Below are 24,824 nucleotides of genomic sequence, written 5' to 3'. Positions count from 1 at the left end.
GTATAGGGGAGGAGACTATATCCGTTGTCTATTTATTTTACTACGTAATCTATCCCTTTTCATGAAACTACTTTTGTTGTTCTCTACTACCTTTTCCATGGGAATAGCCTCGAAATGCCGACTGCCTGTACTCCCTCTTCTATTATCCCCCAAAACGAATATATGTTTCAGCGCTTTTGTCCCCCTACTCAGTAGCACTGCTACCACATGTTTATTCATGAAATACTTATAACTGCTCTCTTCCTTGCGAAGTAAGCATGCTTTGAAAAGTTATCGAATCTCTTCCTTTAATCTACAGATAAAAAACAGTGCACAAATAATTGGTGCACCAATTATTTTTATGCTATGATATACACATCGAAAATACCTATTTTAGAGGGAGAGATTCTAAATGGAAAAAATTGAAGATTGTCTTTGCTTTTTGTTAGGTAAAACATTTCACAAGGTATCCCACAGAGGAAAAGAGAGATTAAGTGAATTTGGACTTACCCCAGTGCAATTCACAATATTGCATTTGCTTTGGGAAAAAGACGGGCAAAAAAGTATTGACTTAGCAAAAAGACTACTTTTGGACGGATCAACCATAACGCCAATAGTAGACAGATTAGTTCAAAATGGACTTATTGAAAGGCGCCAAGATCCTGCGGATAGGAGAATTAATTTAATATACCTTACTCAAAAAGGAAAGGAACTAGAACTTCCGTTAAATAAGGCCATGGATGAGGTTAATGATACGGTAAAGCAGGGGTTTAATGAGGATGAGATTGAAGTTTTTAAAAAAGTACTTACCAAACTAGGATTAAACCATGAAGGTTAGATCAGAAAGGAATTTTCTATGAGATTTAAGTTTCATTATGCTTGGGTAATATTATTAATAATATTCTTAATTTTATTAGCTGTACAGGGAATTCGTTTATCCTTTGGTGCCTTTATTGAACCATGGGAAAATGAATTTAATTTGGACAGAGGCTCTATTTCTCTTATTTCTGCACTAAGCTTTATTGTTTATGGATTATCCCAGCCTTTAGTTGGAAAGCTTGTTGACCGATTTGGTGTTCGAGTTATTTTATCCTTTAGCACACTTCTTGTAGGCATTGGTATATTTCTATGCAACTGGGCAACTTCTCCTTGGCAGCTGTTTATTTTGTATGGAATTATCGTTTCTTTTGGTGTTGGTGGAGCATCTAATGTAGCTGCCTCTGTTGCAGTAACAAATTGGTTTAACAAAAAACGTGGACTTGCTTTTGGGATCATGGAAGCTGGATTTGGTGCTGGTCAGCTCCTTCTAGTACCTGCTTCTCTCTTCCTAATACACTTGTACAATTGGCAATTAACCGTCACTTTATTAGGGTTATTATTAATGCTCGTTGTTTTTCCTATTGGATTGGTTTTTTTACGTAATAAACCTTCCGATAAAAAATTAAAGCCAATTGGCGGCATTGCCAACAAGGAAGATGATGATCGTAACTTTCAGAATAAAAAGTTATCATTTTGGCAAATTCTTCAGAAACGCCATTTCTGGTTTCTTATATTACCCTTTTTCATATGTGGATATACAACTACAGGACTGATGGATACTCATCTCATCCCTTTTGCTCAGTTGTGTGGTTTTAATACTGGTGTAATAAGCTCAGCTGTCAGTCTTTTAGCTGCCTTCAATATTGTGGGGACATTAGTATCCGGGGTAATTTCTGATCGGTGGAGCAACAGAAAATTTCTTACATATTTATATATTGGTAGAACACTTACCTTAATCGTACTTGCCATTTTCATCAGTAATAATGAATTCTTAACGTTCTTTGTTAACAATCCTTCATTTTTAATCATTATTGCTATATCCTTTGGTATTGTTGATTTTGCAACAGTTGCTCCTACACAAATGTTAGCAACCTATTTTTTTAATCGACAGTTATTAGGATTCATTTTAGGCTGGCTATTCTTTAGTCATCAAATTGGATCTGCACTAGGCGCATATTTACCAGGATTATTATTTAATATTTCCGGCAACTATAACATGGCCTTTTATTCTGCCATCATTTTGTTACTCGGAGCAGCCTTAATGAGTTTCATGCTTCCTGAACCTGAAAAAATAAATAATATGCAGTAGAGTGAGAAAGGGCTTAATTCTGGTTTTGAATTAAGCCTTTCTCTGAAGAAACCTCATTTATTTCTTCTACAAAGAAACCATATATTCTTATGAAATCTTTCTACCTCAATGACAAGTCTTTATTCTGTTCTATGGCTAAAGGGAATCTATTAGATCTGTATTACTGAATGATTTCTTTTCTATTCGATGATTTCTGTTTAGCATTTGTACGGGAAGCTATCAAAGAAGCAATCATAGCGATTGCAACACCCAATGCCCCTATCCAGGTAATGGAAGCCAGTGATACCTTTTCTACAAAAATACCTCCTACTCCCGCACCTACGGCCATGGCTAATTGCATCATTGACTGATTAATGCCTAGCAATACACCCGAAAATTCTGGTTCTATTGTAGCTAAGTGATATTGTTGTGTCGGGCCAGTAGACCATGCAGCAAACGACCATAGTATTAGTATGATCAACACGCCGAAATAGGAGTTGGTTACGATTGACAGCAAAACCAGCATGATGATATGTAACACCATTCCGCCAATTAGTGTAAAGGACACTCCCCTTCGATCGGTACTATATCCCCCAAACTTTGACCCTACCAAACTTGCTATTCCAAATATAAGTAAAAAGCCACTTAGCAACTTGTCACTTATCCCTGAAATCGTAAGGAGGTATGGTGATAGATACGTATAAACAATAGAATACCCACCTAGCCAGAAAAAAGTGATGGACAATCCAATCGCAACTTTTCGTTTCCTAAAAAGAGAAAACTGTTTAGATAAAGGTACCGGCCGATCTCCTTCTATATGGGGAAGAATAAAATATAAAACCATCATTGCTAGTAATCCTAATAAGGCAATTGCACCAAATACAGATTTCCAGCCAAATGCTTCGGCTATCATTCTTCCAATGGGAACACCAATAATAAGCGAAGCAGTAAAGCCCATGACTACAGTAGCGATTGCACTCCCCTGTTTACCTTCTGGTGCAATCTTGGATGCAATGGCTAATGAAGTGACAACAACTATACCTGCGCCTAATGCCATCATGACTCTTGCCACAATAAACCAGCCATAGCCAGGCAGGACATACGCTAGGATATTTCCTATAACAAACAAAAAGAGTGAATACATCATTAGCTTGCGTCTATCCATCCTTGCGGTCAATGCCATGAGAATTGGTGTGAAAATAGCGTAAACAAGGGAAAAGATCGTAATTAACTGGCCTGCAGCAGCTAAAGTTATCCCAAGTGTATGAGCAATATTGTCTAAAATACCAGAAATAATGTACTCTGAAGTTCCTACTAAAAAACTGATAATTGCTAAAATATAAATTTTCCAAGTGTTGGACATCCTCGTTCACTCCTTGATTATATTTACATATCGAGAATTATCGATTTGTATGGTTTAAAATTAACAAATCGCAATATGTCGATTTGTATGCCGTAAAAATAAACATCTAGAGATGTTTATTTTTTTGAAATATTAAACTCAATTCCCCTCAATCAATATCATATTTCTTTTTTTAGAATGTCAGCAATTTTTTCAACGGCATTCTCATCTCTTTTGTAATACGTATACTTTCCTATTCGCTCCGCCTTAATAAGACCAGCTCTTAAAAGTATGGTGAGGTATTGGGAAGCAGTCGATTGTGTCATTTTCAATTTATCTGTTATTTGACTAACACATACCCCTGTTGTGTTCATATCAATCCCTTCATGGGGTGTAAAATGACGATCTGGCTCCTTCAGCCATTGCAAAATTTGCAGCCTTGATTCATTTGATAGAGCTTTGAAGATTTCAATTGGTTCCATGAGGTTTATTATATCGTTATATTCCGATATGTCAATACATTGATTCTTGATAAATATGTTCTATGCTGTTTCGTATTTCTTAAATACTCGCATGAACGTTCGTACTCGTTGTTACATATGAAAAAGCCGTTACGACTAAATCAATAACGTTCCATAGTAAAATCAGTATTGATGGAAACGGCAGCTTTATTGCCATCGGCAGCAGAAATTATTAATGATGAGGGGCCTGATTTTTCTGTTTCTCCCGCAATATATACATGTTTTATAGTTGTTCGACCCGCACCATCTGTTACAACTGCTCCATTTTCTTGTATTTCACACCCAAGCATCTCAGCAAATTGATTGGGGCGATAAAAAGATGGAACAACAAACCCGCCTGTTCTCATGATCGTTTCTCCTGATACAAATTCAATCTTTTGTAGATAACCGTCATCTCCAATTAAATTTTTTATCGGCTCCGATATTATTTGGATATTGTGTTTGTGTAACTCTTGAATTCCTTCTTTAGATAGTTCAGCTCCATTTGTTAAAACAACTAAATCTTTCGACCAATTATAAATTAATTTAGCCATATGAAGTGCATGCTCTTCTTTTTCAGCTATTATAATTAATGGCTTATCCCTTAGCTCCCAGCCATCACAATACGGGCAGCTAAATAGGCTTTTACCATAATAATTTCTTATATTTTCAATAGGAAATATCTCTTGAATCCCCGTCGCTAACATCATCTTTTCTGTAATAAATTCCTGCCCATCCTTTGATTTAACAATGAATCTGTCATTACCAATATCCCTGATTATTTCAGTAATTGTTGTATTGAAATAAGATACGGAAGGATAATTCTCCAATTCCTTTAGCCCGATTTCTTTAAATTCTTGTGGCTTAATCCCATCTCGAGTAATAAATCCATGTGACTCATGTGTTACGCTATTCCGATTCGTTCCATCGTCAAATACAGCAATTTTTCTTCTAGCCCTTCCTAAAGTTAAACTGGAGCTTAATCCAGCTGGACCTGCACCCACAATGATACATTCAAACATTTCCATTTCTCCCATCCTTTACTTGTTAATGATTTGATCCTTTTTATTTCGTCTCAGGAATGACACACAAAAATGAGTGCTAACTATACAGATAATTCAACCTTTGTAGATCTATAATATCTATAATTAATTTAAAAAAAGATAATTTTTACAAAACTATCTTTATTTTTTTTGCTAGCTCAGACATTGTCTGATTACGCAAATGTTCTTCCATTTTTTCTTCTGCCTCTAGCACTACCCGCTGAATCAAACATTCCGGTCCATGATCCAAGCTACAATCGAACAAGGAGGCATTCCCTTCAATGGCTTGAATAATATCAAGGAACGAAACATCTTCCCAATTCCGCTTTAACCTATACCCGCCATTGACCCCTGATACTGATTCAATCATCCCCGCCTTGACTAGCTTCGTTAATACTTTGGAAAGATACGTAGGTGAAACGTCTTGCTGCTCCGCCAGCTTCTGCACACCAATAGGTTTATTCGGAGTAGCAGCTACTAGAAAGAGCATGGTGTGAAGGGCATAGTTTGTTGCCTTTGAGTACTTCATACTATATCATCTACCTTATTAAACGACTTTATTTATCCATAATAACTTATATAAAATAGCATCGTCAAATAACGCTCCTTTAGGCTGGCAGGATTATTCCAAAATATACACAAACTAAGAGATTGTTTTTCCATACGAGTTCATTTTCGTAACTATTTTCTTGACTCTAAAAGGTTTAGTAACTAAACTAAAAACAGGTGCATCCATGTGACATTCGTATTTTTTATGCTAATCATTCTACAAGCTATTTTTATAATGCGTTTATTACTTTATGTTAACCAAGTGAAAATGATCATGAGTAGATTGGAGTGAACAAAATATGGATCAAAAAATAGTAGATCAAACAAAGTCAGGCAGCCAGAATCTTGGCCAATTAATGATGCTGCTCCAACGTTTAGAAAAACATCCACACACGTTTGGAGAGGCGGGACCTTTGACACCGAGTGAGATTCATACTATTGATGCGATTGGCGTTGAAAAAGGTGTGCTAATGAGTGAACTCGCTAATCGACTTCAAGTAACCAAAGGAGCCATTACGCAAATTATTGTCCGTTTAGAAGAAAAGAACTTAGTGGTACGAACTCCAAATCCAGCCGATTCAAGAAGTGTGATTGTATCTTTGACCCCAAAAGGGATAAGTGCCTTTCGAGCCCACGAAGAGGTCCGCTTACATTTCTATCGTGAATTGCGTTCGCAATTAACTGATCAAGAGATTGAGATTTTTGAGAAGTGTATAGAGAAATTGTGTACTCACTTACGAAAGTAATTTTTTTACTCTTTTAGTTTAGCTACTAAACTACTTAAGCCGTGTAAAGTTAGGGGGGATTTGATTGAAAGAAAAAATTATTGTGGTTGGTGGGTATGGCCAGGTTGGCAAAGTGATCTGCGATGAATTAGGAAAGCTTTATCCATATAAGGTGTACGCTGCTGGACGTAGCTTCCAGAAGGCAGAACAGTTCTCAGTTCGTACAGGGAGGAAAGTGCTACCGCTACAACTTGACGTAAATGAACCGATCGCTGGTGACTTTTTTCGTGATGTTTCTATGGTTGTCATGTGCTTGGACTTACAAAATACAGAATTTGTTCATTCGTGTGTAAATCATCAGGTTGATTATATTGATATTACAGCTGATTATTCTGTGATGTCAAAAATACAAGAGATTCGTCCTGCGGAATCGACAGTTATCCTTAGTGTCGGGTTGGCACCTGGAATCACCAACATGCTAGTGAAACAGGGAAAGAATCAATTGGATCAGGTTGATTCTGCAGATATTTATATTTTGTTAGGTTTAGGGGAAACGCATGGACGTGCAGCAATTGAGTGGACAGTGGATCATTTGAATGCTGATTTTTCAGTCTTTGAGCAAGGACATAGAAAACAAGTTACTAGTTTCTCGGATGGTAAGAGGATCGATTTTTCAGAGAGATTAGGAACAAAGAAAGCTTTCCGGTTCAACTTTTCTGATCAACACGTTTTGCCACAGACATTGGGTCTTCCTTCTGTATCCACTCGTCTTTGTTTTGATTCAGCAATGGTGACAAGTTTACTAGCAAGTTTAAAACGTTTAGGGTTGTTACAGTGGATAAAGCATCCCTTGATCCGGAAAAAGGTAGTAGATCTCTTTGAAAAATCGCAGCGGGGATCAGAAATATATGTAGCAAAGGTAGATGTTAAAGGGCAGTTGAACGGTCAGAAAGTACGCTATCAAGGGGCAATTCGCGGCGAAAAAGAATTTGTTGCAACAGGAAAAGTTGCGGCGTATGTAGCGAAAAATGTTTATGCATGCCATACTCCACCAGGTGTATTTCATATGGAAGAACTGTTCCAGCCTACTGATTTATTTACTGATTTAAAAGACATCCTCTCATTTGATGAAAAAATACTAGATGCATAGACAAATAGAGATGAGAAATATCCGGTATGCAAGAAAGAGCGTAATGCTTGCTACAGAATTACGCCAATCCAATACCACACTAATGACACATTATCGATTCTACAGAGCTTAAACAAAATGTCTGTTCAATCTAAAGGTGAATTTCTTTTCGAATATTTGACAACCATTCGCTTGAAAAATGCGCTGCATGGGGATATTTTTATATCCAGTTGCCCCAATGTAATATGCAGCCCCCATTTTTTTTAGGAGATGCAAGGACAGTTTGTGAAGAGTTGAACCCCAGCCTTTTCCACGATACTCGGGGAGTAACCCAAAATAAAATAGTCTGCCCTCATCTACGGTTCCCCGTTCGATGTGAGGCATTGTAATGCCTATCAGTTTATTGTCAATAAATGCAGTCAGACAACTTTTGGCATAATCGAGGCCCAATTCGGATTTCATTCCTATAAATTCTTTTTCAACGGAAAGGGTCGAAGAAGCATTTAGCGTCCCTTTCCTCGTTTTTTGCCAAGCCTCTATAAATAAATCCGCGGTTATTTGTTCAAACGATTTTATTTCAATGGATTCTCCCCCTCTGTACTCATTAAAAGAAGTCAGCTCTCGTTTATAAAAATATTGAGTTTCTTGCTGCCAAAAATCGAAAGTGCCTAGCAGATCAAGATAATCAGTGTTCGCAGCTTCTTTTTCGTTTAATACGATCGATACAGATTGTATTCCCTTCTCAATTACATATTCCATCATCTCTTGCAGAAGTTTATCAAAGTCTCTTATAGAGGATAGCTGTCCGATATCCTCTATAACAAAGTAATTGGGTGTCCCATCAAGAATTTTTACTCCTAAAGTGTTATTCACTTTCCGTTTCCTTTCTATCACAAATTCTTTAGCTAATGAACCAAAGTGAAAGTCAAGCTTCGAATGCAACCTTACTCTGTTAAATTGCAGAAGTAATGATTACTGATCTATTTTTTTGTATTTCACAAGGTATGGTGTAAAAAAAGAACCGAATAGCAAAATAGCAAATCCTACACCAATTGTTGCAAACGCATGATCAAAGGGGGAAAGGAAAAATCCAAATACTAACATGGGCAAGATAGTCAAAGATACAAATACTACCCTTCCACGAACTAGTATTCTATGTTCAGTATGACAGTTTTCACATTCAATTGGTTCATAGCCCTTCCAAAAAGATTTATATATTTTGCTCCAACTAAATTGCCTGTTGCAGTTTTTACATGTTTGCATTGCTTACATCACCACACTTCCTTTTTAGATATGCGATTTGGTTTCCTTATAATCTAATTGAATTATTCTCTCCGTACATTTGCGTATATTTCCTAACAACCTCATCTTCATTTTAACATAATTTTCTAAGTATTCTCTTATTACTTCCCCTCTAAAGTCCACACAGGAAAACCGTCTGATGGAGATTTCATCAGACGGTTTAACATTTTACTGCACCTGCTTTGTTTTCCGTTCTATTCTTTTTCTTATTTTTATCTCTTCTTTAAAGGATTTAATTAACGAGAACATCATAAAGATTAGGATGAACGCAAAAGGGAAGGCAGCGATAATTGACGCCGTTTGCAGAGCGGTCAATCCACCGGACCAAAGCAGGACCAATGCGGCTGCAGATACAAGGATTCCCCATACAATTTTAGTGATGTTTGGAGGATTTAGACTTCCATTTGTCGTTTGCATACCTAGAACAAAGGTTGCTGAGTCTGCCGAAGTTATAAAAAATGTACTAATAAGTATAATCGCTAATATAGAAGTAAATGTGCTCCACGGGAAATGCGCCAATACAGCAAATAACGATACTTCGATACCTTTTGTGTTAATTACGTCTCCGAGGTTTACATGCATGATCCGTTCTAAGTATATGCCCGAGCCGCCAAAAATGGAAAACCATAATGTACAGAAAATGGTTGGAACAATTAATACCCCTATAATAAACTCACGTATTGTACGCCCCCTTGAAACGCGGGCGATAAATGTCCCTACAAATGGAGCCCAGGCAATCCACCAGGCCCAATAAAAAAGTGTCCAGCTTTGCATCCACTTGCTGTGCTGCTCGTCAAATGGCGAAATGTTCAAACTCATCTCCGGCAACTTTTGGATATAGCTTCCGAGGGTCGTTGTAAAATAATCTAGCAAGAAACCTGTATTGCCCGCAAATAATAAAAATAGCATCAAAATAATAGCAACGATGACATTCGAGTTGCTTAGCCATTTTATTCCACGTCCTAACCCAGATATAGATGACAGGATAAATAATACTGTAACAATAGCAATAATAATACTTTGAATAACAATGGTTTTTGGGATGGTAGGAAAGATAAAATGTAAACCGCCATTAATTTGTACTGCTCCAAGACCTAATGATGTGGCGACACCAAAAATCGTTGCAAAAACAGCAATAATATCAATGAGATTGCCTATCCACCCTTTTACCCGATCTCCTAATAAGGGATAAAATGTAGCACTAATTAATCCGGGTGCCCCTTTTCTAAATTTAAAATAAGCTAAGGCAAGGGCCATCACGGCATAAATTCCCCAAGGATGGAGCCCCCAATGTAAGAAGGAATACCGCATGGCATCATTTGCGGCCTGCTTTGTACCGGGATCTCCATAAGGCGGGGCCATATAATCCTGTAATGGTTCGGCTACGCCATAGAAAACAATCCCAATGCCCATTCCAGCGCTGAATAACATGGCAAACCAACTGATGAGATCATACTCTGGCTTTTCGTCGTCCCTGCCAAGTTTTATATTTCCATATTTAGAGAAGATTAAGTAGATCGCCAAGAGCAAGATGACACTCGCTACTAAAAGATAAAACCAGCCAAAATTTGTTTGAAGAAATGTTTGGATATTCCCTGTTACACTTGCAAGATTATTGGGTGCAAGGGCACCCCAGAGAATAAATAAAACAGCAATGATAATTGATATCGTAAAAACAATCGTTACTTTCTTCATCAAATCCACCTTTCAGGCTCTTGCTGTTCATGTCATGCCTCTTATCTATTGTCAATCCTCTAGGAGACTATATTGAAACTCCCATCGTTCACTATCGTTTAACTCATTTAAGGAGAGTTCTAAATTGTTCCCCAAAAAGACTGTTTCGCCGTTGATGGCAACCACCATCGCTTCAATGGAATGATTCCCACCCCGTTTTTTATAAACATCACCAATATTCGGCATTTCCCCTTGGGTACTTTTTGCAGGTTGATCAGAATCGTTGCTCGTTAAACCACTATCTGTAATATTTTTATCTAGAAAATCTATAGGGTGACTGCCATTTTCACGACCCGGAACCATCAGTAAATATTCACTATGCTTGACTCCATTAAACTTAGTTGTGATCACTCCTTTGGTTTCAACAGACGATACAATTTCAATTTCATGTAATGAATAGTGATCCAGGTAATCTGGACTTGGATTCGTAATTAAAATATAGTCCCCTTCCCCAGCTTTTTTATCCTGGTGAAGTGTATAAGCCTTATGATTGAAAATAAAGCTATCAAGCTGTTTGGGTTTATATAATTCAATTTTTGAGGCAGTTGTTAAATGCTGTGTTAAATCTTTAAGCTTAATAAGATGGATGGACTGTTTGTACACTGGTTTTACAGAATATACCTTGTGCAACTCATTGTTAAAATATACAAATTGTCCTTTTCTTACTTGATATAGTTTCATGTTTTAACTCCCCTTTACCAGTTTCCTCCGCAAAAACATTTATTGTTTCATATGAATGCTTGAGCTGAATCCTTTATTAACCATTCATTCTGCATGATACTAAATTTCCCCACCCCTTCATGTTATATGAATGAATTTTGATTTTTAACATCAAAAATATAATCTTCGTTTGCGGACTTTAAATTGTTTTATCGTTCCGAGATGCTTTCTTTTTTGAAATCCTTATAGAATTCTTAGAATTAGCTTGTAAAGTAGGTTTCAGAAACGAAAGAAAAGGATGAGAACCAATGAAAAAAATGATCTTACAAACACATAACTTATGTAAAAGCTTTGGAGGCCAGCGAGCGGTGAGTGACCTCTCCCTCTCCATTCCCAAGAATTCTGTTTACGGGCTGCTCGGTCCTAACGGCGCCGGAAAGTCCACAACGCTCAAGATGCTGACTGGTATGCTGCGCCCAACCTCCGGTGAAATTCTGTTTCAGGGAAAGCCTTGGTTACGCAAGGACTTATTCCATATTGGTGCCCTGATTGAATCGCCTCCACTCTACGAGAATCTAACAGCAAGAGAGAATCTTAAGGTTCGTACAACACTCCTCGGCTTACCAGACTCACGAATAAATGAGGTTTTGAATATCGTTGACTTGAGGGATACAGGAAAAAAACGTGCCGGGCAATTCTCTATGGGAATGAAGCAGCGGCTTGGCATCGCCATTGCCCTACTGAACAATCCCAAGCTGCTGATTCTTGACGAGCCGACCAACGGCCTCGACCCACTTGGCATCCAAAAGCAGCGGGAGCTGATTCGCTCTTTCCCGAAGCAGGGAATCACGGTTATTCTGTCTAGCCATATGCTGGCCGAGGTCCAGCAAACGGCCGATCATATCGGGATTATTGCTGGGGGCATACTCGCTTATCAAGCTAAAGTAAACCCTAGCGAGGATTTAGAAGCATTATTCATGCAAATCGTCAGCGAGCACCGGAAAGGAGGAGAATAAGATGCATACCTATATTTACGCTGAATATTTAAAAACGAAAAGAACGTTTACGAAAAAATTGAGCTGGATGGCCCCTCTGCTAACCATGCTGCTGTGTGCCGGGCTCATGGCCGGATCGTTCTTCCAGAGCGGAACCTATAACTGGTGGTATACGTTATTGCTCCCAGGGGCTTTAACGCTGATCTGTTCAGGGGTCATCCAGAAGGATCGAAAAAAATTGAATTACCGGGCCATCCTCGGGCTCCCTATTCACCCAGGACTAATCTGGCTCGGCAAAATTGGTACCGTTGTATGCCTTCTCCTGATTTCCTCCATCGTCCTATGGGTCGGCAGCATCCTTGGAGGTATCATTTTTGGTGCAAATCTGTCATTGGCAGAAAGCACCTTAGCCAGTATGCTCCTTTTCCTTACCTTTTTGTGGCAAATTCCTTTCTGTCTGTTTCTTATCGACCGAATCGGCATGTTTGCAACACTGATCATTAATCTACTGGGGAATGTGGCCTGTAACATCCTTTTTGCGACCACTGCTTTTTGGTGGGCAGCTCCCTATGCCATCCCTTCCCGGTTAATGTGTGCCGTTATCGGTGTGCTGCCTAATGGACTGCCCGTTCCAGAAGGAGATCCTCTGCTGGAAAAAGGCGTCATTCTGCCAGGAGTGTTGATTACGCTCGGACTATTCATCATCCTGTCCATCCTGACAATGCTGCCCTTCCAGAACCGGGAGGCGAAGTAAGATGACCAGTTTTTTCAACAGTCTCATGTCTGAGCTAATCAAGCTAAAAAGGCAGCCAATGCTGCTGGTACACCTCTTTACACCCTTGGCAGTGATTGGCATTTTTCTTGCCTACTATGCCTATGTTCCTTTCTCCTCAGTCTCTAAGGTGGAAGGTTATTTTCAGGTGATTGCCCTCGCTTTTCCAACAATGATTGGGATTGTGTGCGCGATTGCCGCCGAGCAGGAAGCCGCAGCGGGACAATACCAGCAGCTGTTGACCCAGCCGAGTCGACTTACACCCCTTGCCAGCAAGCTGATCTTGCTCCTTCTGTTAGGCTTCGGCAGTACGCTCCTCGCTACTATAGGATTCGGGGCAGGCTTTCTCTATATGCTGAATCAGTCTCCCTATAGTCTCGGGTTCTACATGGAGGCGGCGTGCATCATTTTTGGAAGCTGCATTTTTCTTTATGCGCTGCATTTCTTCATCAGTCTAAGGTTCGGCAAAGGCGCCTCCATTGGCCTGGGAATTCTCGAAAGTCTGACGGCTTCCCTGCTTCTAACAGGGCTTGGCGACTATAATTGGATCTATATTCCCTGCGCCTGGGGAGCCAGGATGATTACCATTTGGATACAGTACGGGGCATCGCCGGGGATTCCGGCAGCACTCCTCCTCTTGCGGCCTGGGATGCTCTATTGCATCGTTGGTACGGCTGCAATTATGGTATTATTAGGTAGTTGGTTCAGACGTTGGGAAGGAAGAAAATCGTTTGACTAACAGCATTTATGTTCAAGGAAGTGATGGTCTTGGCAAATATTCTAGCCGTTGATGACGAGCCTGCCGTTTTGGCTTTGCTTCGTAATATTTTGCAGAAAGATGGACATGTTGTAACGACTCTCTCTGACCCATCCAAGGCAGCGGACCTCCAACTGGGCGCCTATGATCTTATTCTCCTGGATGTCATGATGCCGGGGATGGACGGCTTCACCCTCTGCCGTTATATCCGTACCAAGGTGGACTGTCCTCTCTTGTTCCTGACCGCCAAATCCATGGAGAATGATGTCATAACAGGTCTCGGCGAGGGTGCGGATGACTATATTATTAAGCCCTTTGGCGCCGGGGAATTGCGCGCCAGAGTTCATGCCCATCTCCGCCGGGAAAACCGGGTGCGGAGGAATGTACTTTGCATGGGCGAGGTTTCCTTTAACCTGTCCGGCAAGGAAATCAAGGTTAAAGATGCGGACGTTCCTTTAACTAAGAGCGAATATGCCATCTGTGAGTTTCTGGCATTGAACCGAGAGCAAGTCTTCTCCAAAGATCAAATCTACGAATCTGTCTTTGGCTATGAAGGAGATAGTGATTCCTCTACAATTGTTGAGCATATTAAAAATATCCGGGCCAAGCTTAACCAGGTGGGAGCCTCACCGATAGAGACTGTTTGGGGGATTGGTTACAGATGGAAGTGACCTCTCAACAATCCAGACGAAAATCCACAAAGCTCCGTACGCTATTTCTCAAATATTTGGCTGTTTTTTGCACTGGTACTATTGGCCTTGTCATCGTACTTGGTGCCATCTTCTTCGGCTTCATGGCTACAGGGGCAATCATTCCGGCTAATCATGCAGAGAAGCAGGTGCTGAAGGCAGAATCCGAGATTTTGGCGGGCCATGAACCACCAAACATTCAATCGGCTACTTTGTACAAGTATGCGAAATTTACAATAGATGGCAAACTGCTTGAGCATAATTTATCGGAAAAACAGGGAGTTTTTGCCTGGGAATTACTAGAGGATACTAAGGGCTCATATAGCTTCCCCTATTACTATACGAAAATTACAAACCAGCAAACGGTTTATATTCTTCAGTATTCCATATCCGCACAGTTCAGCAGCCCTGCCCTCCGCAGGATCCTGCCCAATGCAGAGCTGTTCTTTTTTGCCCTGTTCGGCATCGCTTTTCTCTGCGGATCAGCCCTTCTCGCTTCCACCTTTGGACGGAAGATAGCCCGCAAGATGAGCGGGCTGCAGGAGGCCGCCATGCACATTCAGGAGCAGGATCTGGATTTTTCTATCCAATATAGCGGGATCAGTGAGATCGACCGGGTGCTTATGTCTATGGACCAGATGAAGGACGCTCTTAGGGACTCACTTGAACGACAATGGACCCTCGAGCAAAGCCGGCGGGAGCAGATTTCGGCGCTGGCACATGATGTGAAGACACCGCTCACCATCGTCCGTGGCAATGTAGAGCTTCTAGCCGAAACAGATATGAATGACGAGCAAAAAGAGTACTCCGACTATATCGCCGAAAGCACCCGCCAGATGGAATCGTACATCAATACATTGATTGAACTCACCAAAACGGAAACCTCCACCACACTCTACCCAGTGAGTGTTAATCCAGAGGCATTTATCCGTCAAATCGAAGGCCAAATGCAGGCTTTGAGTATCATGAAAGACCTCTCTCCTGCTGTCACAACCTACGGCCTATCGGATACGATAGTTGCCGATCCGAAATTGTTAGAGCGAGCACTTATGAATATCATTTCCAATGCCGTCGATCATGCCCCAAACGGAAGTAAGCTCACATTGTTCGTCGAGCAGGTGAAGGATTGCATCCGGTTCTGTGTCCTGGACGAGGGACCAGGCTTTTCACCTGAATCTCTTCAGCTTGCGGCCGAACAATTTTATATGGGCGACTCATCTCGGGGAACAAGCGGACATTATGGGATGGGCCTTTATATCACCCAGTTCATTGCCCGCCTTCATGGAGGCGAACTATATATCGCCAACTCTGAAATGACTGGGGGCGGTGAAGTGACTATTGAAGTGCCGCTAAAACAAAAAGAATCCACTCCTATTTAACGAAAGGATGGATTCTTTTTACATCGGGCAAGAAACAGAACTAGTAATCTTTCTCCTTCTCTAATTCCCTCCTCTCCTTCTACAAGCCAACATCCAAGTTTCTGCATTGTTACTAACAATATCAATTTTCCTAGAATGTTAGATCGCCGTTTCCACTTTTTAAAAACAGTATTTCCAATCGTAACACCCAGCCTCATGGGGAGTAAAAGTGGAGAAAAATAAACGAAGGTATGGAATTAGTCTATACATCTTTCATCCAAGAAGAATACAGTATTACTGGGACAAATATAAAGAGAGTTAAGTCGCAACGTAAATAGGAAAGGGGAGACTTATTCAAGCGAGAGAAAACAGGAAAGGGAATGAATAGATCAATGTAATGATTGATACCGCGATGTTAAAAATGATATTCGTTATAAACACAGAGATCATTCAAAAGCCGAATTCGAATTACAAACACTGAACAAAAACTTCATTTTCCACACACTACTTTTATAGTTTTCGATCATTCTGCTGTGTATGTTCAAATGCAAGGCAATGTTTATTAAAAAACGAAGGAGTAGATAAATTTGTCAAGAAGAAGAAATAATGAAAATACAAATGTAAATGTGGATGTTGATACTGATTTTGATTCCGAAGTAAGAAATAGAACTGAAGCAGATGCAGATGCAAATGTACGAAATACCGATAAAAACACCAACGTTGCGCGTTCTAATATCACTAGATCAGGTAATTCTAACGTTGATGTCAGACTCAACAGCCGCAGTAACGCTAGAGTGAGATCTGAACAAGATCAGGATAATGACCAAGATCAAGATTTAGACATAAATATAGATATTGATATAGAAGAGGCAGAAGAAAGAATACGCCCACGTCGCCGTCGCCGCCGTCGTTCTATTTAAATAAAAGGTGGGATAGTATAATATCCTATCCCGCCTTATCTATTTTAAGGTGATGAATGGCAGAGCAGTAAGACGGTTTCCCGAAAGGCTTTTCCAGCGAGGGATTCGAATTTCATCTACACTAAATAAGGGAGAACGCCCTTTCAACAAAAGGAAAAAATCAATCAATATTGGCGGTCTGATCCTTATCATGATCGAAAGCTATTTACTTATTTCTGAAACTTTCTATCGAGTGCTTTAATACAATCATCACTTCATTCATAACTTCTTTCTGGTCAAGGTGATCAGAAATCCATAACACGGCTTCATTCATGGCACCTGAAAGACAATGGGTCATTGCCTCTACAGAAATAGGCTTTATCAGTTCTTGTTCCTGCATCATTTGTAATTGTTCCTTAAGTGAATTCATCGAATATTTTTCGTCCATTTTCCGAAAGGTATCCCAGCCTAATATAGCTGGCCCATCAATCAATAGAATACGCTGATTATGTGATTCTACTGCTCCTTCCAGATAAGCTTGGCACCCGTTGATTAATTGCTGCCAGCTATTATTACTTTGTGCTGCAGCTGCTTCGACATACTCTCCGATCTCTTTTTGAACGACTTCAAATACGGCAAGAAAAAGCCCTTTTTTATTTTTAAAATGATGATATAAAGCACCCCTTGTTACATTTGCTTCTTTTGCAATATCCTTTAGGGTAACATTTGCATATCCATACGCAGTAAAGTGCTGCCGTGCTATTTCCGTTAAGTTTTGTATTGTTTGTTCTGTTTCTGTTTTATTTTTTTTCATGCGGCCTACACTCCTTACTCCACTTGACGGGATAACTCCAATGCCTGTTCATCATTTGATTTTATTAACGTTCTTAACCCATTTTTAATGATTTTAGGATCTACACCATTATTATCAGATATATACTTCTGTAACCATTTAAGGACTGCTGCTGGGTTTTCTTTTGTTAAATCATTTATATGGTTAGCCACAGACTTTTGAACATAGCGAGAGCGATCACACATTAATTTTTCTAGCAAACTCAAATTATTTTGTACATCATTTTTTAATGGAGGAATCCTTTTAGCCCATGGCAGCCGTGGACGCGTTCCTTCGCTTACTAATCTCCTAACATGTGAGTTGGAGTCCTTTATCCAGAATTGAAAATAATCCATGCAGCGATCACTGTTTGCAATTAAATAAGGGCGGATCGCATACTCTGATGTATGTCGTTTTGTAATTTCATACATGGCATGTAAGGATAAATCAAAGTGATCCTGGCCAAACTTTTCGACAAAACAGGCGACTGGCATTAGAAAATAGCCATTGGTAAACATCCCTTCTTCTGTTTTATTTTCCGGTCCTAAAATCTTTAATAAGATAGCTAAAGCTTTTTCGTAATCAGTTGGAAGATGTTTCATTAATATGTTCGCAATTACCTCAACACGAGCCTTCAATTCTTTATTTTCTACTTCTATAGAAACAGCATCTACAAAAGATGTTCTGGTAAAACGAGGATACTGTGATTGGATTAAATCCGCCAAATGAAGGGCCAATTCCCTATCAAAGTAATATTTTAAAGGGATATACTCACTCATAATGACTCCCCACTCTCACTTTTTATTTATAATGATTTTGAAAGGATGTATCAGGCGGAATAACCTTAATGATATCAATCAATACGCCATTCGGGTCACTTGTAATAAAATGCCTTTGACCAAATGCCTCGTCACGTAAATCGAGATGTAAGGGCAGCTGTTTTTCCTTAATCAATTGATGATATACTTCATCTACATTTTCAACTTCAAAATTTAATAGTAATCCTTGGACAGGCGTTCCAAAAGAAGAAGGCACAGTTTCATGAGCAGACTGAAGGATTGCCAATTCAGCACCCGTCTCTTCTTGCTTCAGACTTACATACCAATCTGCTTCAAAAACACTTGAGAAGCCAAAATAGTGTTGATAAAATTCACTCGTTTCCTTCACTTTCATTGTCATTAGCACGGGGTAAAAGCTGCTCAGTTTCATATTTTTCACTTCCTCTTCATTAGTTAGATTCATATTAACATACATTCAGTATGTATGTAAAATACGATTTATTTTCCTGATTATTCCGTTATGGTACACATTATCTATAGTCATAATGATTACCATGTCAAATTCCGGATTCACACCCTAATGATTAGGAAACTTCTCAATATTAAAGGCCATTTAGGTGAATAGTTTCACCATAAATAATAAAGAATATCTTAAAAAAGGAGGGAGAAGGAATGGTACCTAATCTAATTCGAATAGCAGTACTAATCATTTCATGGATTTCTGTTATGTTGTTGCCTAAAAGTGCACTTCGAAAATATTTGCCTGTTTCCATTTTTTGTTCACTGCTAGTTATATGCGGATGCTTTCTGTCCTATAAGTATAAGTGGTGGAGAGTAAGAGGAGGAATCGCAGAGCTTATTTTTCATGATTTAAGTTTTATTTTTGGCCCTTTTTTTGCCGGTACCCTATGGATTTTCCATTTATCATTTGGAAATTTTAAACGTTATATTCTTTTGAATTTAATTTCAAATATAAGTTTTTCCTACCCACTTACTTATCTCTTTGAAAAATTTAACGTTTATACATTAGGAAATTTTAAACGGATACACCTTTTTTTATATTATTATGTATTTGCTTTTATCATTTATTGGTATCAGCTGCTAATAGAGCGTTCGAGAAAATGGTTTATGGTTAAATTATAAAGAATATGACAGTTCAAGAAGTACTCACCAATTTGCTATTATAAGTGTTATTTTGAACAGAGCGAAATAAAAAAGAGATGGCGATCGCCACCCCTTTCATTTTTTGACCCACTAACAATATATTATCGATCCACCACTGGAATGTTTATATTATTTGTCTACAACTTCAAAAATATAAGGGGTATTTCGGTAATGCTGGCCATAGTTCAGCCCATATCCTGCTATAAATCGATCTTCTATAACAAACCCTTTATAATCTACATCCATATCCACTTGTCTGCGTGAAGGTTTATCGAGGAACGTACAGGTCTTCATACTTTCCGGGTTTCTTTTCATTAGATAATCATAGACTGTTTTCATCGTATACCCTGAATCCAGGATATCATCTACGATTAAGACATCATAATCGGAAATATCCACTGTCAAACCAGAAATAATTTCTACTTTTCCCGTACTTTCTTTTCCAAATCCGTAACTTGACGTTTCCATAAATTCAATTCTAACAGGAACGGTTATGTGCCGGACAAGGTCTGCTGTGAAAATAAAGCTTCCTTTTAATAGTGAGATAATAAGGAGATTTTTATCCTCATTTCGGTAGTCACTCGATATAGTGGATCCTAGTTCTTTTACTTTTGCCTCTATTTCTTCTTTACTATACAAAATATTTTTTTTCATCGTTTTTTCCCTCCTAGCCAATTTCTATTGTATTTTGAGCTTCACTTAAAATACGTACTGAATAACCATAGTGCTCATAAACAAAATGGCAATCATATATAGGGCAGGGTGAATATCCTTCCCTTTCCCCATTAAGAGCTTTATTAGCGGATATAGAATAAAACCAACTGCCATCCCATCTGCAATGCTGTATGTTAATGGAATTAACACAATAATTAAAAGTGCTGGAAAGCTTTCTGTTAAGTCTTCCATTGAAATATGAACAATATTTTGCAGCATAAGAAGCCCGATTAGTATTAGGATTGGCGAAACTGCACTAGCCGGTACGATTTTAATAACTGGGATAAACAGGATCGAAATAAGAAACATACATCCAGTAACAATGCTCGTTAATCCTGTTCTACCGCCTGCTGTAATTCCTGCAGCTGCTTCCACTGATGCAACCGTAGGGCTCGTACCAAAGATCCCAGAAGAAAGTACTGAAACAGCAGTAGCCTGGAGAGATTTCTTGCTGCTTTCAGGACGGTTTAGCATTTTGCTATGCCCATGAATCAATCCGATATTTTCAAACACAATCACCATCGCAAAAGAGAGGGATGTTAGCCAGAAAAGAATATTTCCTGCTTGTCCCCACGATATTTGCCCAAACACCCCTAGGTATTCATGAAAAGAAGGAGTTGAAAAGGCCACCCCTTCAAAAGTAGCTCCTCCTAGCCAAATTGATAGAAATGAAGTAATGATGATGCTTAATAATAGGTTTCCTGGTACATTTTTTATAAATAATAAAATAGTAATAAGTAAACCAATAAAAGTTACGATTACCGTCGGACTGCTTAAATCCCCAATTGCAAGAAGCGTGTGATCAGCACTTGTAATGATGCCAGCATTTTCAAAACCAATTAGGATCAGCAAAATTCCAATTCCAATCGTAATGGCTTCTTTTAAGGAATTAGGAATAGCGGAAGTAATCACATTCGCCAACGGTGTAAAGGCAATAACAACAAAAATTAGTCCAGAAACAAACACCATTGCCAGCGCTTCCTCCCAGGAAAAGCCCCCAGATTGAACAATTGTATAGGTAAACATCGCATTAAGACCCATTCCAGGAATAATTAGCAGAGGTGTATTGCTCCAGATGCCCATGATTAAACATCCTATAAAACTGGATAAGATCGTTGCAATGATCCCTGCCTCCATCGGAATTCCTGCTACAGCTAAAATCGTCGCATTAACGATAATGATATAAGCCACTGTGATATATGAAATAAGACCAGCAGAAATTTCTTTTCCTATCGTTGTATCATATTGATTAAATTTAAAAAAACGCTCCATATGATTCACCTTTCTACTATAAATATCAAATGAAAACATGGAAGTAATCATAACATGGACTTAACCATTCGAAAAATATATAATTTGTATGGAAACCATATATTTTTCGTATAGAGGGAGGAAATCATTGGACATTAAACAATTGCGGTATTTTATTGCCATTGCAGAGGAGAAGAATATAACAGCTGCTGCTACTAGGCTGCATATGTCTCAGCCACCTCTTAGTATGCAGTTAAAACAAATAGAAAATGAGCTTGGGGTTAAATTGTTCGAACGAAGCGGGAAAAGTATGGAATTAACGGATAAAGGCAGCGTACTCTACCAAAGAGCCGTACATTTGGTGAATAGTATAGAAGAAATAAAACATGAATTACGGGAAACAGTGGAGGGAAAAAGAGGGGTAATTGCAATAGGCATTAACACCTTATCTTTATCAGGTTTTTCAGAAGTGCTCCAAACCTTCCACAAAAAGTATCCCTTTGTTTCGTTAAAAATTGTTCAAAATGACTCCTATTATTTAGCAGAAATGATAAAAACACGGGCCATTGAAATGGCATTTGTACGCCTTCCCTTGGAACATCGCGGACTGACTTACCATCATCTAATGAACGAGCCATTTTTCTTCGTAACAAATAAAGAAACACATACGATTACATTAGAGGAGATTTCCCATATCCCTCTTATTATTCCAAGTACAGAAGGTTTGGGGATATATAGTACAATTCTTGAAGCATTTACAAGGCAAAACCTCCAACTAAATAAAATGGCTGAGTGCTCCGATATGCATACATTATTGGAATTAGTTAATGGAGGTATAGGAGCAACGATTGTTCCAAAATCTGTTATAGATGTCTATAGGGACAAAATCCCCTACTCCATCCCGATCAATAACACTGATCTAATGTCTTCTTTAGGCGTCATTTGGCTAGAAAATCATTATGTCTCTACACCTGCCAAAAACCTTATAGAACTAGTAAAGGAATACAATAGACACTCACGTAATATTTAAATAATAAAGCCAACAATAACCCTCCAAATTCGTTTTAGAGGGTTTTGAGTTGTGCATTTTTAATATAAGCATGAAGTGATTTTTACAATCATAATATTATTGGAAGTGAAATGAGCTTACACATCCAAGTGGTTGATGATACCTAATATTTGATGATCTGTCCATTTGCCATTAATCTTTAGATTTTCTTTAGCTATCCCTTCTTTTTTAAACCCTGCTTTTTCTAATACACGAATAGATGCGATATTGTCAGGCATTGCTCCTGCTTCAATTCTATGAAGTTTTAATTCTCTAAAAGCAAAATCTACAACAAGTTGAAGAGCTTCTGTCGTATAGCCCTTTCCATTATACTCCTTATCTAAAGTAAATCCCGTATAACAGTTTTGGAGGTCCCCCCTAGCAATTTGAGTTAATGAAATGTCTCCAATAAGTTTATCAGTTGCTATTAAAAAAATTCCAAAGGCATATAACTGCCCTTCTTCTGTCTTTTTCAATGCCTGTTCAATGCGTATTTTTTGATGTTCCTCTGTATAAAATACATCTGGGAGTACTGGGCTAACTCGTTGAAAAAATTCGCGATTTCTAATATGCAAGCTAGCTAACTCGCTGGCGTCAGATGGTTTGTAAAGTCGAAGATAAATTTGTTTCCCTACTAGCTTCATTAAACCCCTCCCATATTTTATTACTCCTATTTTATTCTAAGTCTGGAAAAGTATGATGTATATCCTATTCAAGTCCTATTCACATGACGAAACATTATCGAAACTTATTTGGGGATATCTAAGTAGGGAGAGAGAAAATTCAGTTAAAAACAAAAAAGACAGCTCATACCACATTTTAAGCTGTCTATCTACTGGATTTAGTTTATTCACTAGTTCTATAATAAATTGAACCAATAAATAACTTTCTTATTTTTCCACCTTATATCTCACTTGCTTGAAAGTTACTATATCGCTATCTTCTTTATCATTCTTATATTGTACAAGCTGAACTTTTGGCTTGTAGTCTGTTCGGTGAGCATCTTTAATGTCTTTTATATCAATCTTATATTCTTGGTTATTCACTATTTTATCCTCAAAAACTTTTTCATTAGCTACATAAATGAAGGTAACTTTATTTTCATCCATGTTTTCTGTTATAAATTTCAACTGATTTTCATCAACAGTTATCGTAGGAGTAAGTAAATCAATACTTCCATTTCCAGTATCCTGTTTCGTTGCTATTTCATAACTAGCCTTATCACTTGAATCCAGATAATTCTCTGGATTTATGGAACATCCTGTTAATGAGATACCAACAAGTAAAGCAATTCCTAAAATAAAAACCCTTTTCATTTTTATAACATCCACCTTCATAATAGTATTATATTAATATATAATAAAAGGGATTTTTTGTAAAACAAAAGAAGTGTTCTAGTAGACACCAAAATAAGCGCAGGTAAGAAAACTGGCTTTTATATTCAATAGGAGTCAGGTTTCTTAATTTAATGAAAATAACCCAATTTCTTAGTAAAAGATTGGGTTATTACTGTTTATATGAATATTTCTATCCCTCAACGTGTACAGTTCAAATTAACACTTTAATCGATAGTAAACTGTTCTCAAATTCTTCCTCAACCTTTCCGAACTCTTGTAAAGCTTTAGCTAGTTCCTTAAACTCTTCTTCCACTGTTAAAGAATGACACAGTCCAAGAATTTCAGCTTGCTTTTTCTTTAATTCGGAAAGATCACGGTGATTTTTTTCAAAGTATCGTGAGAAGTCGTTTGCTCTCTTGGCCCCTAATTGAAACACAAAATATTTTAAGTTGCCGGCCGCCGCTTCGGACACTTGTCCGTTTTGAATCTTTTCGACAAAATGATCAATGGCTTCCCTACCAGTCTTTGCTCCTATTTGCACCCCAATTTTCCCTGTCTCTTCATATAAATATTGGAAATATTCAATCGATTGACGATAGATTTCCGCTTCCGAAGGCGTGTTGATCTTTTTGATGGAATGCCAGTACTGAAATGGTCCTCTTCCATACGGTATATCATCTGCCTTCCAAGCTAACTCAAGCTTCTCTAAAGGTAATCTGACATACGGAAAACTTGCCGGGTCGTGAACATAGATGAAATGTTCATCCATAGCGTATGCCAGCACATAATGATCCGATCCTTTTGCATATTGATGGTTTGGCGAATATGTTAGATAACCCATATCTACTGGACCAAGAATGGCTGTAGACGTTTTTAATACCTCTTTCAATTCATCGATTGGCATGACGTCAGCTGAATTAGATTTCTCTTCAACAAATGAATACCCTAACATTTTTAATGCATTGGAAATCGCTACATCAGGATCTGCCGTATTGTTGTGTAGAAATATACTGCCATTTCCATACATCGTTACTCCTAAACCGACGCCTGACAAAACCTCAAGTAAGGATGGGGAAACCTCTTCCCCGATTCCTCTAACAAACATACTAGCTGAATTTGCATAACAATAAGCACCGTTACCAATATACATTCCTTTTCC

Annotated in this window: 28 protein-coding genes; 12 read left to right on the top strand and 16 right to left on the bottom strand. The window is 38.5% G+C overall.

The window, feature by feature from the left end; all coding sequences use genetic code 11:
* The first annotated feature begins 391 nt into the window (after positions 1–391).
* Together RUH74_RS03680 and RUH74_RS03675 are read left to right on the top strand one after the other, a co-directional pair.
* Positions 392–817, top strand: coding sequence for a MarR family winged helix-turn-helix transcriptional regulator (locus tag RUH74_RS03680; RefSeq protein WP_313798904.1), 426 nt, complete (start codon positions 392–394; stop codon positions 815–817).
* An 18-nt stretch (positions 818–835) separates the two neighbouring features.
* Positions 836–2,107: an MFS transporter gene (locus tag RUH74_RS03675; RefSeq protein ID WP_313798903.1), complete on the top strand. Its 1,272-nt coding sequence runs from the start codon at positions 836–838 to the stop codon at positions 2,105–2,107.
* A gap of 160 nt (positions 2,108–2,267) precedes the next feature.
* Here RUH74_RS03675 and RUH74_RS03670 read toward each other — a convergent pair whose 3' ends face one another.
* From RUH74_RS03670 to RUH74_RS03655, 4 genes are all read right to left on the bottom strand, one after another.
* On the bottom strand, positions 2,268–3,449 hold the full coding sequence (locus RUH74_RS03670; protein ID WP_313798902.1) for an MFS transporter: 1,182 nt from the start codon (positions 3,447–3,449) through the stop codon (positions 2,268–2,270).
* 158 nt (positions 3,450–3,607) lie between these two features.
* Entirely contained in the window at positions 3,608–3,910 is a 303-nt protein-coding gene (locus RUH74_RS03665; protein ID WP_313798901.1) for an ArsR/SmtB family transcription factor, read from the bottom strand.
* A gap of 140 nt (positions 3,911–4,050) precedes the next feature.
* Positions 4,051–4,956 carry an NAD(P)/FAD-dependent oxidoreductase gene (locus RUH74_RS03660; protein ID WP_313798900.1) on the bottom strand — a complete coding sequence of 302 codons (906 nt, stop codon included), beginning with the start codon at positions 4,954–4,956 and terminating at the stop codon, positions 4,051–4,053.
* Positions 4,957–5,098: 142 nt separating this feature from the next.
* A complete protein-coding gene (locus RUH74_RS03655; RefSeq protein WP_313798899.1) occupies positions 5,099–5,500 on the bottom strand; it encodes an Rrf2 family transcriptional regulator in 402 nt (133 codons plus the stop codon).
* 319 nt (positions 5,501–5,819) lie between these two features.
* Here RUH74_RS03655 and RUH74_RS03650 point away from each other — a divergent pair, with 319 nt between their 5' ends.
* Both RUH74_RS03650 and RUH74_RS03645 read left to right on the top strand, forming a co-directional pair.
* The gene (locus tag RUH74_RS03650) at positions 5,820–6,266 is read left to right on the top strand and encodes a MarR family winged helix-turn-helix transcriptional regulator (RefSeq protein WP_313798898.1); all 447 of its coding nucleotides are present in this window, start codon (positions 5,820–5,822) and stop codon (positions 6,264–6,266) included.
* Between the two features lie 64 nt (positions 6,267–6,330).
* Positions 6,331–7,395 (top strand): saccharopine dehydrogenase family protein, encoded by a 1,065-nt coding sequence (locus tag RUH74_RS03645; protein WP_313798897.1) that lies wholly within the window; start codon positions 6,331–6,333, stop codon positions 7,393–7,395.
* 108 nt (positions 7,396–7,503) lie between these two features.
* On the opposite strand, the gene RUH74_RS03640 is transcribed toward RUH74_RS03645, so the two are convergent.
* From RUH74_RS03640 to RUH74_RS03625, 4 genes are all read right to left on the bottom strand, one after another.
* Positions 7,504–8,247 carry a GNAT family N-acetyltransferase gene (locus tag RUH74_RS03640; protein WP_313798896.1) on the bottom strand — a complete coding sequence of 248 codons (744 nt, stop codon included), beginning with the start codon at positions 8,245–8,247 and terminating at the stop codon, positions 7,504–7,506.
* Between the two features lie 99 nt (positions 8,248–8,346).
* Positions 8,347–8,637: a TIGR04104 family putative zinc finger protein gene (locus RUH74_RS03635; RefSeq protein ID WP_313798895.1), complete on the bottom strand. Its 291-nt coding sequence runs from the start codon at positions 8,635–8,637 to the stop codon at positions 8,347–8,349.
* A 207-nt stretch (positions 8,638–8,844) separates the two neighbouring features.
* Positions 8,845–10,371, bottom strand: a complete 1,527-nt coding sequence (locus tag RUH74_RS03630; protein ID WP_313798894.1) for a glycine betaine uptake BCCT transporter — start codon at positions 10,369–10,371, stop codon at positions 8,845–8,847.
* Positions 10,372–10,422: 51 nt separating this feature from the next.
* A complete protein-coding gene (locus RUH74_RS03625; protein ID WP_313798893.1) occupies positions 10,423–11,091 on the bottom strand; it encodes a hypothetical protein in 669 nt (222 codons plus the stop codon).
* Positions 11,092–11,378: 287 nt separating this feature from the next.
* Between RUH74_RS03625 and RUH74_RS03620 the strand changes: the two genes are divergently transcribed.
* The 6 genes from RUH74_RS03620 (at position 11,379) to RUH74_RS03595 (ending at position 16,561) form a co-directional block, all read left to right on the top strand.
* Positions 11,379–12,086 carry a lantibiotic protection ABC transporter ATP-binding protein gene (locus RUH74_RS03620; protein ID WP_313798892.1) on the top strand — a complete coding sequence of 236 codons (708 nt, stop codon included), beginning with the start codon at positions 11,379–11,381 and terminating at the stop codon, positions 12,084–12,086.
* Between the two features lies 1 nt (position 12,087).
* Positions 12,088–12,819: a lantibiotic immunity ABC transporter MutE/EpiE family permease subunit gene (locus tag RUH74_RS03615; protein WP_313798891.1), complete on the top strand. Its 732-nt coding sequence runs from the start codon at positions 12,088–12,090 to the stop codon at positions 12,817–12,819.
* A gap of 1 nt (position 12,820) precedes the next feature.
* Entirely contained in the window at positions 12,821–13,576 is a 756-nt protein-coding gene (locus tag RUH74_RS03610; RefSeq protein ID WP_313798890.1) for a lantibiotic immunity ABC transporter MutG family permease subunit, read from the top strand.
* A gap of 29 nt (positions 13,577–13,605) precedes the next feature.
* Entirely contained in the window at positions 13,606–14,265 is a 660-nt protein-coding gene (locus RUH74_RS03605) for a response regulator transcription factor (RefSeq protein ID WP_313798889.1), read from the top strand.
* The gene (locus RUH74_RS03600) at positions 14,256–15,662 is read left to right on the top strand and encodes a HAMP domain-containing sensor histidine kinase (RefSeq protein WP_313798888.1); all 1,407 of its coding nucleotides are present in this window, start codon (positions 14,256–14,258) and stop codon (positions 15,660–15,662) included. The genes RUH74_RS03605 and RUH74_RS03600 overlap by 10 nt, the downstream gene beginning before the upstream one ends.
* A 566-nt stretch (positions 15,663–16,228) precedes the next feature.
* Positions 16,229–16,561, top strand: a complete 333-nt coding sequence (locus tag RUH74_RS03595; protein WP_313798887.1) for a hypothetical protein — start codon at positions 16,229–16,231, stop codon at positions 16,559–16,561.
* A gap of 205 nt (positions 16,562–16,766) precedes the next feature.
* Here the strand turns inward: RUH74_RS03595 and RUH74_RS03590 are convergent, their stop codons facing one another.
* Genes RUH74_RS03590 through RUH74_RS03580 form a run of 3 tightly spaced genes read right to left on the bottom strand, consistent with a single transcriptional unit; the run spans position 16,767 to position 18,581 of the window.
* The gene (locus tag RUH74_RS03590; protein ID WP_313798886.1) at positions 16,767–17,354 is read right to left on the bottom strand and encodes a TetR/AcrR family transcriptional regulator; all 588 of its coding nucleotides are present in this window, start codon (positions 17,352–17,354) and stop codon (positions 16,767–16,769) included.
* 14 nt (positions 17,355–17,368) lie between these two features.
* Entirely contained in the window at positions 17,369–18,151 is a 783-nt protein-coding gene (locus RUH74_RS03585) for a DNA alkylation repair protein (RefSeq protein ID WP_313798885.1), read from the bottom strand.
* A gap of 22 nt (positions 18,152–18,173) precedes the next feature.
* Positions 18,174–18,581 carry a VOC family protein gene (locus RUH74_RS03580; RefSeq protein ID WP_313799034.1) on the bottom strand — a complete coding sequence of 136 codons (408 nt, stop codon included), beginning with the start codon at positions 18,579–18,581 and terminating at the stop codon, positions 18,174–18,176.
* Positions 18,582–18,823: 242 nt separating this feature from the next.
* Here RUH74_RS03580 and RUH74_RS03575 point away from each other — a divergent pair, with 242 nt between their 5' ends.
* Positions 18,824–19,294, top strand: coding sequence for a hypothetical protein (locus RUH74_RS03575; RefSeq protein ID WP_313798884.1), 471 nt, complete (start codon positions 18,824–18,826; stop codon positions 19,292–19,294).
* Positions 19,295–19,444: 150 nt separating this feature from the next.
* On the opposite strand, the gene hpt is transcribed toward RUH74_RS03575, so the two are convergent.
* Together hpt and RUH74_RS03565 are read right to left on the bottom strand one after the other, a co-directional pair.
* Positions 19,445–19,969: a hypoxanthine phosphoribosyltransferase gene (gene hpt, locus RUH74_RS03570; protein WP_313798882.1), complete on the bottom strand. Its 525-nt coding sequence runs from the start codon at positions 19,967–19,969 to the stop codon at positions 19,445–19,447.
* A gap of 45 nt (positions 19,970–20,014) precedes the next feature.
* Complete coding sequence (locus tag RUH74_RS03565; protein WP_313798880.1) at positions 20,015–21,301, bottom strand: NCS2 family permease; 1,287 nt, start codon at positions 21,299–21,301, stop codon at positions 20,015–20,017.
* Positions 21,302–21,428: 127 nt separating this feature from the next.
* Here RUH74_RS03565 and RUH74_RS03560 point away from each other — a divergent pair, with 127 nt between their 5' ends.
* Positions 21,429–22,310, top strand: a complete 882-nt coding sequence (locus RUH74_RS03560) for a LysR family transcriptional regulator (RefSeq protein WP_313798879.1) — start codon at positions 21,429–21,431, stop codon at positions 22,308–22,310.
* 116 nt (positions 22,311–22,426) lie between these two features.
* Here RUH74_RS03560 and RUH74_RS03555 read toward each other — a convergent pair whose 3' ends face one another.
* From RUH74_RS03555 to RUH74_RS03545, 3 genes are all read right to left on the bottom strand, one after another.
* Positions 22,427–22,972 (bottom strand): GNAT family N-acetyltransferase, encoded by a 546-nt coding sequence (locus RUH74_RS03555; RefSeq protein WP_313798878.1) that lies wholly within the window; start codon positions 22,970–22,972, stop codon positions 22,427–22,429.
* A gap of 246 nt (positions 22,973–23,218) precedes the next feature.
* Positions 23,219–23,644, bottom strand: a complete 426-nt coding sequence (locus RUH74_RS03550) for a hypothetical protein (RefSeq protein WP_313798877.1) — start codon at positions 23,642–23,644, stop codon at positions 23,219–23,221.
* 232 nt (positions 23,645–23,876) lie between these two features.
* Positions 23,877–24,815, bottom strand: coding sequence for a hypothetical protein (locus RUH74_RS03545; protein WP_313798876.1), 939 nt, complete (start codon positions 24,813–24,815; stop codon positions 23,877–23,879).
* Positions 24,816–24,824: the final 9 nt, after the last annotated feature.

Origin of the sequence: Cytobacillus sp., assembly GCF_032154635.1 — a bacterium.
In the GTDB taxonomy this organism is placed as follows: domain Bacteria; phylum Bacillota; class Bacilli; order Bacillales; family Cytobacillaceae; genus Cytobacillus.
This window is presented reverse-complemented; position numbering and strand designations above follow the sequence as displayed.